This is a genomic window from Amycolatopsis sp. NPDC033938, assembly GCF_055575975.1.
The window spans coordinates 57,111-65,439 of record NZ_JBVIRO010000030.1 but is presented as its reverse complement, the minus strand read 5'-3'; the positions used below and the strand labels follow the sequence as shown (position 1 = coordinate 65,439).

The 8,329-nt window shown below is 68.6% G+C and carries 6 protein-coding genes and 1 riboswitch; of the genes, 5 read left to right on the top strand and 1 reads right to left on the bottom strand.

Going from position 1 to position 8,329, the window contains the following annotated elements; all coding sequences use genetic code 11:
- Nucleotides 1-113: 113 nt before the first annotated feature.
- A complete protein-coding gene (locus ACZ5ZX_RS39910) occupies nt 114-638 on the bottom strand; it encodes a YflT domain-containing protein (protein ID WP_465507190.1) in 525 nt (174 codons plus the stop codon).
- A 228-nt stretch (nt 639-866) separates the two neighbouring features.
- Between ACZ5ZX_RS39910 and ACZ5ZX_RS39905 the strand changes: the two genes are divergently transcribed.
- From ACZ5ZX_RS39905 to gcvP, 5 genes are all read left to right on the top strand, one after another.
- Nucleotides 867-2,231 (top strand): glutamine synthetase family protein, encoded by a 1,365-nt coding sequence (locus tag ACZ5ZX_RS39905; RefSeq protein ID WP_465507189.1) that lies wholly within the window; start codon nt 867-869, stop codon nt 2,229-2,231.
- Entirely contained in the window at nt 2,212-2,925 is a 714-nt protein-coding gene (locus ACZ5ZX_RS39900; RefSeq protein ID WP_465507188.1) for a gamma-glutamyl-gamma-aminobutyrate hydrolase family protein, read from the top strand. Before ACZ5ZX_RS39905 ends, ACZ5ZX_RS39900 begins: the two co-directional genes overlap by 20 nt.
- A complete protein-coding gene (locus ACZ5ZX_RS39895) occupies nt 2,922-4,286 on the top strand; it encodes an aldehyde dehydrogenase family protein (protein WP_465507187.1) in 1,365 nt (454 codons plus the stop codon). The genes ACZ5ZX_RS39900 and ACZ5ZX_RS39895 overlap by 4 nt, the downstream gene beginning before the upstream one ends.
- A complete protein-coding gene (locus ACZ5ZX_RS39890) occupies nt 4,286-5,053 on the top strand; it encodes a 3-oxoacyl-ACP reductase (protein ID WP_465507193.1) in 768 nt (255 codons plus the stop codon). Before ACZ5ZX_RS39895 ends, ACZ5ZX_RS39890 begins: the two co-directional genes overlap by 1 nt.
- A gap of 207 nt (nt 5,054-5,260) precedes the next feature.
- Nucleotides 5,261-5,354, top strand: a riboswitch (glycine riboswitch).
- A gap of 141 nt (nt 5,355-5,495) precedes the next feature.
- Nucleotides 5,496-8,327, top strand: coding sequence for an aminomethyl-transferring glycine dehydrogenase (gene gcvP / locus ACZ5ZX_RS39885; RefSeq protein WP_465507186.1), 2,832 nt, complete (start codon nt 5,496-5,498; stop codon nt 8,325-8,327).
- Nucleotides 8,328-8,329 lie beyond the last annotated feature (2 nt).

The window sequence follows — 8,329 nt, the reverse complement described above, 5'->3', positions numbered from 1 at the left end:
CTCTGGGTCCCTCAAGGAGTCCTTCACGGCCCGGCCGTCACCGGACCCACCCGCCGTAGGTACCTGACACACCCTTGGCCAGAACCGTCATTACCACTCGCGACCGTTATGGGTCAGTGGGTGAACGCGCTCCTGGCGGCCAGATCGGCCAGCAGGGCGCGGCCCTTCTCGGCGTTGCGCGGCTGGGCCAGGACGTCGTAGCGCCGGGCGACCAGCTGGCTCTGCGAGATGAACCCGCGCTTGTTCTTCGAAGTCGCGTACCCCAGCGCGCCGAACAGCAGGTTGAACCCGATACCGCCGACGAGGCCGACGAAGATCGGCACCAGTCCGGCGCCGGGGTTCAGCAGGCTCAGCACCAGGCCGAGGACCATACCGAACATCGCGCCCGCCAGCGCCGAGCTGGTCAGGATCTTGCTCCAGCTCATCCGCCCGGCGACCCGCTCGACCAGAATCGGTTCGACACCGACGATGGTGACGTCGGTGATCGGGAAGTCCGTTCCCGCGAGGTGGTCGACGGCACGCTGCGCTTCGGAGTACGACTCGTACGAGCCGATCGGCCACCCGCTGGGCAGCGTCGGGAGCTGAGCCCGTCCCTGGGGCTCGGTGAACGTGGTCTGCTGCGTGAATGCCTGTGTCATTCCTTCTCACCTCTCTTGATCCGTACAACGTTCCGGATGTGCGGATCTCCTCCCGATACGGCGGGATTCACAGCATCTTCTCAGCCGGGCATCACAGACAATCCGCCCAGGGATCAACTACAGTCCGCAATGGATAACGAACTAGACCATTGACCGAGTTGACCTTACCGGGCTGACCCGGTAGGAAGAAGCCGCAAAGGTACCGCTTCGAACCTTTAGGTGAGGCTGATGGCGAACAGGCGCGGCATGCTCACGCTGGATCGGCTCCGGGAACTGGTCGAGGACGGCACCGTCGACACGGTGCTGGTGGCGATCACCGACATGCAGGGCAGGCTGCAGGGCAAACGCTGCGCCGCCGAGTACTTCCTCAACGAGGTCGTCCCGCACGCCACCGAAGCGTGCAACTACCTGCTCGCGGTCGACGTCGACATGAACACCGTCGACGGCTACCCCATGTCGTCCTGGGAGACCGGTTATGGCGACTTCGTCATGCGCCCGGACTTCGAGACGCTGCGCCTGCTCCCGTGGCAGGAAGGCACCGCCCTCGTCCTCGCCGACCTCGAACGGGTGCAAGGCGGGGCGGTGGCTCCTTCGCCCCGCCAGATCCTGCGCGGGCAACTCGACCGGCTCGCCGCGCTCGGTCTCGCCGCCTATGTCGGCACCGAACTCGAATTCATCGTCTTCGACGACACCTTCGAGGCCGCGTGGGACAAGCGGTACCAAGGCCTCCGCCCGGCCAATCAGTACAACGTCGACTACTCGATGCTCGGCACCTCGCGGATCGAGCCGCTGCTGCGCCGGATCCGCAACGACATGGGCGGCGCGGGGCTCTACGTCGAGTCGGCCAAGGGCGAGTGCAACCCCGGCCAGCACGAGATCGCGTTCCGCTACACCGACGCGCTGACCACCTGCGACAACCACAGCGTCTACAAGACCGGGGCCAAGGAGATCGCCGCGCAGGAGGGCAAGAGCCTCACGTTCATGGCGAAGTACAACGAACGCGAGGGCAACTCCTGTCATATCCACGTCAGCCTGCGCTCGACCGGGGGCGAGGCCGTGCTCGCCGGTGACGGTCCCGGCGGGTTCTCCCCGCTGATGGAGCATTTCCTCGCCGGTCAGCTCGCCGGGTTGCGTGAGCTGACCTACTTCCTCGCGCCGAACATCAACTCCTACAAGCGTTTCGTCCCCGGCAGTTTCGCGCCGACGGCCGTCGCGTGGGGCACCGACAACCGCACGTGCGCGCTCCGCGTCGTCGGCCACGGCGAATCGCTCCGCACCGAGAACCGCGTTCCCGGCGGTGACGTGAACCCGTACCTCGCGGTGGCCGCGCTGATCGCGGCCGGGTTGCACGGTATCGAGAACGAACTGGAGCTGGAACCGGAGTTCCACGGCAACGCCTACGGCTCCGACAAGCCGACCGTGCCGACGACCCTGCGGGAGGCCGCGGAGCTGCTGGACCGGAGCAAGCTCGCCAGGACCGCGTTCGGGGACGAGGTCGTCGACCACTATCTGAACGCGGCGAAGGTCGAACTCACCGCCTACGACGCCGCCGTCACCGACTGGGAGAGGATCCGTGGCTTCGAACGGCTCTGAACCCGTCATCGGTCTCACGTCCTATCTGGAGCCCGCGAAGTTCCTGGTGTGGGAGACCGAGGCGGCGCTGCTGCACCGCGTCTACGTCGACGGGATCGTCGCGGCGGGCGGGATCCCGGTCCTGCTGCCGCCGGTGAGTGACGCGCACGAGCGGCTGGTGTCCGCTGTGGACGGTCTCGTGCTGGTCGGCGGCGCCGACGTCGATCCGGCACGGTACGGCCAGGAACAGCATCCGACGACCTACCTCCGGCCGAACCGGGACGCCTTCGAGTTCGGGCTGCTGCGGTCCGCTTTGGCCGCGGGCAAACCGGTGCTCGGCGTGTGCCGGGGGTTGCAGGTGCTCAGCGTCGCGCTCGGCGGGACGCTCACCCAGCATCTCCCGGACACGGTGGACAGCAAGGATCACCAGCCCGCGCCCGCGACCTTCGGCACCACTACGGTGACCCTTGCAGAGGGCAGCCGGGTCGCGTCGATCCTCGGCGCCGAGACCAAGGTGCCGTGTTACCACCATCAGGCGATCGACAAGCTCGGCGACGGACTGGTCCCGGTCGGCTGGGCGGCCGACGGCACCGTCGAGGCGGCCGAACTGCCCGGCGACGGGTTCGCGCTCGGCGTCCAATGGCATCCGGAACAGAACCCCGACGACATCAGGCTTTTCGAGGCACTTGTGGAAGCAGCTAAGGAGCGCGCATGACCACGTTCGAGGTGATCAACCCCGCCACCGAAGAGGTGGTGAGGTCGGTCGGGCTGACCTCGGCCGAGGAGACCGACGCGGCCATCGCCCGAGCACAGGCGGCTTTCCCCGCCTGGCGTGCGGTGGCCCCCGGAGACCGGGCGCGGCTGCTGCGCCGCTTCGCCGACGCGGTCGACGCCGACATCGAGAACCTCGCCCAGCTGGAGGTCGCCAACGCGGGCCACACGATCGGCAACGCGCGCTGGGAGGCGGGCAACGTCCGTGACGTGCTGACGTACTACTCGGCGTCACCGGAGCGCTTGAGCGGCAAGCAGATCCCGGTGCCCGGCGGGGTGAACATGACGTTCCACGAACCGCTCGGCGTGGTCGGGGTGATCGTGCCGTGGAACTTCCCGATGCCCATCGCGGGCTGGGGTTTCGCGCCCGCGCTCGCCGCCGGGAACACCGTCGTGCTCAAACCCGCGGAACTCACCCCGCTGACCGCGATCCGGCTCGGCGAACTCGCCCGTGAGGCGGGGATCCCCGAGGACGTCTTCCAGGTGCTCCCCGGCAAGGGATCCGTGGTGGGACAACGTTTCGTGGACAATCCCGCGGTACGCAAGGTCGTCTTCACCGGCTCCACCGAGGTCGGCAAGCAGATCATGGCTGGCTGCGCCGCGCAGGTGAAGCGGGTGACGCTGGAACTGGGCGGCAAGAACGCGAACATCGTGTTCGCCGACGCCGACCTGGAGAAGGCCGCGGCCACGGCACCGTACGGGGTGTTCGACAACGCCGGGCAGGACTGCTGCGCGCGGTCGCTGATCCTCGTGCAGGCGAGTGTGTACGAGAAGTTCATGGAACTGCTCGAACCCGCCGTGAACGGCGTCGTCGTCGGGGATCCCCGGCTGGAGATGACCGAGATGGGGCCGCTGATCTCGGCCGGGCATCACGCGAAGGTGTCGTCCTATGTGGACGATGCCGCGCCGGTGGCCTTCCGGGGAAGCGCGCCGGTGGGACCGGGCTACTGGTTCCCGCCGACCGTCGTCACCCCGCCGGACCTGCGGCATCCGCTGGCCTCGGACGAGATCTTCGGTCCCGTCGTGGCGGTCGTCCCGTTCGCGGAGGAGGCGGACGCGGTGACCATGGCCAATCACACCGAGTACGGCCTGTCCGGCTCGATCTGGACCCGCGACGTCGGCCGGGCCTTCCGCGTCGCGCGCGGCGTCGAAGCCGGGAACCTTTCGGTCAACTCGCATTCGTCCGTCCGGTACTGGACACCGTTCGGCGGATTCAAGCAGTCCGGGCTCGGCCGGGAACTCGGCCCGGACGCGCTCGACGCCTTCACCGAGACCAAGAATGTTTTCATCAGCACGGAGGAATGATGGTTCAGCGTTTCGAAGGCCGCGTCGCGGTCATCACCGGCGGCAGCAGCGGCATCGGCCTCGCCACCGCCCGCAGGCTGGCGAGCGAGGGCGCGAAGGTCGTCATCGGCGACATCTCGGCGGAACAGGGCAAGGCGGCGGCCGACGAGGTCGGCGGCCTGTTCGTGCAGGCCGACGTCACCGACGCCGAGCAGGTCGAGGCCCTGTTCCAGACCACTGTGGACACTTTCGGCTCGGTGGACGTCGCGTTCAACAACGCCGGCATCTCCCCGCCCGAGGACGACTCGATCCTGACCACGGGTATCGACGCGTGGGAGAAGGTGCAGAAGGTCAACCTGACCTCGGTGTACCTGTGCTGCAAGGCCGTGCTGCCGCATATGCAGCGGCAGGGCAAGGGGTCGATCATCAACACGGCGTCGTTCGTCGCGGTGATGGGCGCGGCGACGTCGCAGATCTCCTACACCGCGTCCAAGGGCGGGGTGCTGGCGATGAGCCGTGAGCTGGGCGTGCAGTTCGCGCGGGAGAACATCCGGGTCAACGCGCTGTGCCCGGGGCCGGTGAACACGCCGCTGCTGAAGGAACTGTTCGCGAAGGACCCCGAGCGGGCCGCGCGGCGGCTGGTGCACGTGCCGGTCGGGCGGTTCGCCGAACCGGAGGAGATCGCGGCGGCGGTCGCGTTCCTGGCCAGCGACGACGCCTCGTTCATCACGGCTTCGCAGTTCCTGGTGGACGGCGGGATCTCGGGCGCCTACGTCACGCCGCTGTAGGCGTGACTGGACGGACGACACCTGTGATCAGACGGGACACACGCGTGATCACAAGGGTCATACCCCTCTGATCACGCGTGTTGCCCCTCTGATCACGCGTGTGCGCCGACTGGTCACGTCGGGTGGGGCAAGTGACATGTCCTGCCTGAAGTAGACGTGCGCCGAACACGCCAGGTACGGTGTGCGCACAACTACAGACAGGGCCGTTGAGCTGGAGCGGGAGAGCCCTCACGAACGTGGTGGGGCACCGAAGGAGCAAACTCCCCGGAATCTCTCAGGTATCCACTACCGCTTCCGCGAGGCCACTCTGGAAAGCAGGCGCGCAAGTGCGTCTCACCCAAGGTGAAAGCCGCATTACCGTGCGGTGAAACTCTCAGGTGCCATGACAGAGGGGGAGTTCCCAGCGCACCGGTCTATCCGGCGCCTGACCCAAGGAGCTCCCTTGACCAGTACGTCCTTCGACGACCGGCACATCGGCCCCTCGGAGTCCGAGCAGGCCAAGATGCTCGCCGAGGTCGGCTACGGCAGTCTCGATGCCCTGGTGCAGGCAGCCGTGCCGTCCGCGATCAGGGTCACCGGTGACCTGGACCTTCCCCCGGCCGCGTCCGAGGAAGACGCCATCGCCGAGCTTCGCGCGCTCGCCGCGCTCAACAAGCCGATGACGCAGATGATCGGCCTCGGCTTCCACGATACGGTCACCCCCGCGGTCATCCGCCGCAACGTGCTGGAGAACCCGGCCTGGTACACGGCGTACACGCCGTATCAGCCGGAGATCTCGCAGGGCCGTCTCGAAGCCCTCCTCAACTTCCAGACCATGGTCTCCGAGCTGGCCGGGCTCGCCACCGCGAACGCTTCCCTGCTCGACGAGTCCACCGCCGTCGCCGAGGCCGTCATGTTGATGCGCCGCGTGTCGAAGGCGAAGTCGAACAAGGTCGTCCTCGACGCCGAGTGCCTGCCGCAGACCATCGCGGTCGTCCGCACCCGCGCCGAGGCGATGGGGGTCGAGGTCGAGGTCCGCGACCTGCTCACCGGCCTTCCCGAGGAGTTCTTCGGCGTCGTCGTCCAGTACCCGGGCGCCTCCGGTGTGCTGCGTGGCGCGGGCTTCTACTCCGCCATCTCCGAGACCGCGAAGGCCGCCGGCGCGCTGTACACCGTCGCCGCCGACCTGCTCGCTCTCACGCTGATCACCGCGCCGGGTGAGTTCGGCGCCGACATCGCCGCCGGTTCGACGCAGCGCTTCGGTGTCCCGCTCGGCTACGGCGGCCCGCACGCCGGGTACATGGCCGTCCGCGCCGGGCTCGAGCGTTCACTGCCGGGCCGTCTCGTCGGAGTCTCGGTCGACGCCGACGGCAACCCCGCGTACCGCCTCGCCCTGCAGACCCGTGAACAGCACATCCGCCGCGAGAAGGCGACGTCGAACATCTGCACCGCGCAGGTCCTGCCCGCGGTGCTCGCCGCGATGTACGCGGTCTACCACGGCCCCGACGGCCTCAAGCGCATCGCGACGCGCGTCCACGAACTCGCCGCCGGTCTCGCGGACGCTCTCCGCACCGGGGGCGTCGAAGTCGTCCACGAGGGCTTCTTCGACACGGTCCTCGCCCGCATGCCCGGCCAGGCCGAAGCGGTCGTCGCCGTCGCGCGTGAGAACGGCATCAACCTCGGCCCGGTCGACGCCGACCACGTGCGCATCGCCGTCGACGAGGTCACCACGCCCGCGATCATCGCCAAGGTGCTCAACGCATTCGGTGTCGACACTAAAGCCGCCGAAGCCCGCGCCCTCCCCGCCGGTCTCGACCGCGAGAGCGAGTACCTCACCCACGAGGTCTTCCACTCGCACCGCTCCGAGACCGCGATGCTGCGCTACCTGCGCAGCCTGTCCGACCTCGACTACGCGCTCGACCGCGGCATGATCCCGCTCGGCTCCTGCACGATGAAGCTCAACGCCACCACCGAGATGGAGCCGATCAGCTGGCGCGAGTTCGCGGGGATCCACCCGTTCGCGCCCGCGGACCAGGCCGAGGGCTACCACGTGCTGGTCGAGCAGCTCGCGGGCTGGCTGGCCGAGGTCACCGGCTACGACAAGGTGTCGCTGCAGCCGAACGCGGGCAGCCAGGGCGAACTCGCCGGTCTGCTCGCGATCCGCGCGTACCACCACGCGAACGGCCAGACCGCACGCGAGGTCTGCCTGATCCCGTCGTCCGCGCATGGCACGAACGCCGCCTCCGCGGTCATGGCCGGGATGCGCGTCGTCGTGGTCAAGTGCACCGACGAGGGCAACGTCGACCTCGACGACCTGCGCGCCAAGGTGGACGCCCACCGCGACACGCTGTCCGCGATCATGGTCACCTACCCCTCGACGCACGGCGTGTACGAGCACGGCATCGACGAGCTGGCCAAGATCGTCCACGACGCGGGCGGCCAGGTCTACGTCGACGGCGCGAACCTCAACGCCCTGCTGGGCCTGGCGAAGCCGGGTGAGTTCGGCGGCGACGTCTCGCATCTGAACCTGCACAAGACCTTCTGCATCCCGCACGGTGGCGGCGGCCCCGGTGTCGGCCCGGTCGCGGTGCGCGCGCACCTCGCGCCGTACCTGCCGAACCACCCGCTGCTGGAGAAGGCCGGTCCGGAGACCGGGGTCGGCCCGATCAGCGCCGCTCCGTTCGGGTCGGCATCGATCCTGCCGATCTCGTGGGCGTACGTCCGCATGATGGGCGCGGGCGGGCTCACCGCCGCGACGCAGGTCGCGGTCCTCGCCGCGAACTACGTGGCCAAGCGCCTCAACCAGCACTACCCGGTGCTCTACACCGGCCAGGACGGCCTGGTCGCGCACGAGTGCATTCTCGACCTGCGCGGGCTCACCAAGGAGACCGGCGTCAGCGTGGACGACGTCGCGAAGCGCCTGATCGACTACGGCTTCCACGCCCCGACCATGTCGTTCCCGGTCGCGGGCACGCTGATGGTCGAGCCGACCGAATCCGAGGACCTCGGCGAGATCGACCGCTTCTGCGACGCGATGATCGCCATCCGCGCGGAGATCGACGCCGTCGCGCAGGGCCGCTGGTCCGCGGACAACAGCCCGCTGCGCAACGCCCCGCACACCGCGGAGACCCTGGTCGGCGACTGGGACCTGCCGTACGACCGCGAACTGGCGGTGTACCCCGCCGGGGTGAACCGCAAGGCCAAGTACTGGCCCCCGGTGCGTCGCATCGACGGCGCGCGCGGGGACCGTAACCTCGTCTGCTCCTGCCCGCCGCTCAACGCCTACGAGAACTGAGG

What these genes read in the sequence shown, in the direction of transcription:
- ACZ5ZX_RS39895 (WP_465507187.1), top strand. Translation starts at nt 2,922, where the DNA reads ATGACCACGTTCGAGGTGATCAACCCCGCCACCGAAGAGGTGGTGAGG.
- ACZ5ZX_RS39910 (WP_465507190.1), bottom strand. Translation starts at nt 638, where the DNA reads ATGACACAGGCATTCACGCAGCAGACCACGTTCACCGAGCCCCAGGGA.
- ACZ5ZX_RS39905 (WP_465507189.1), top strand. Translation starts at nt 867, where the DNA reads ATGGCGAACAGGCGCGGCATGCTCACGCTGGATCGGCTCCGGGAACTG.
- ACZ5ZX_RS39890 (WP_465507193.1), top strand. Translation starts at nt 4,286, where the DNA reads ATGGTTCAGCGTTTCGAAGGCCGCGTCGCGGTCATCACCGGCGGCAGC.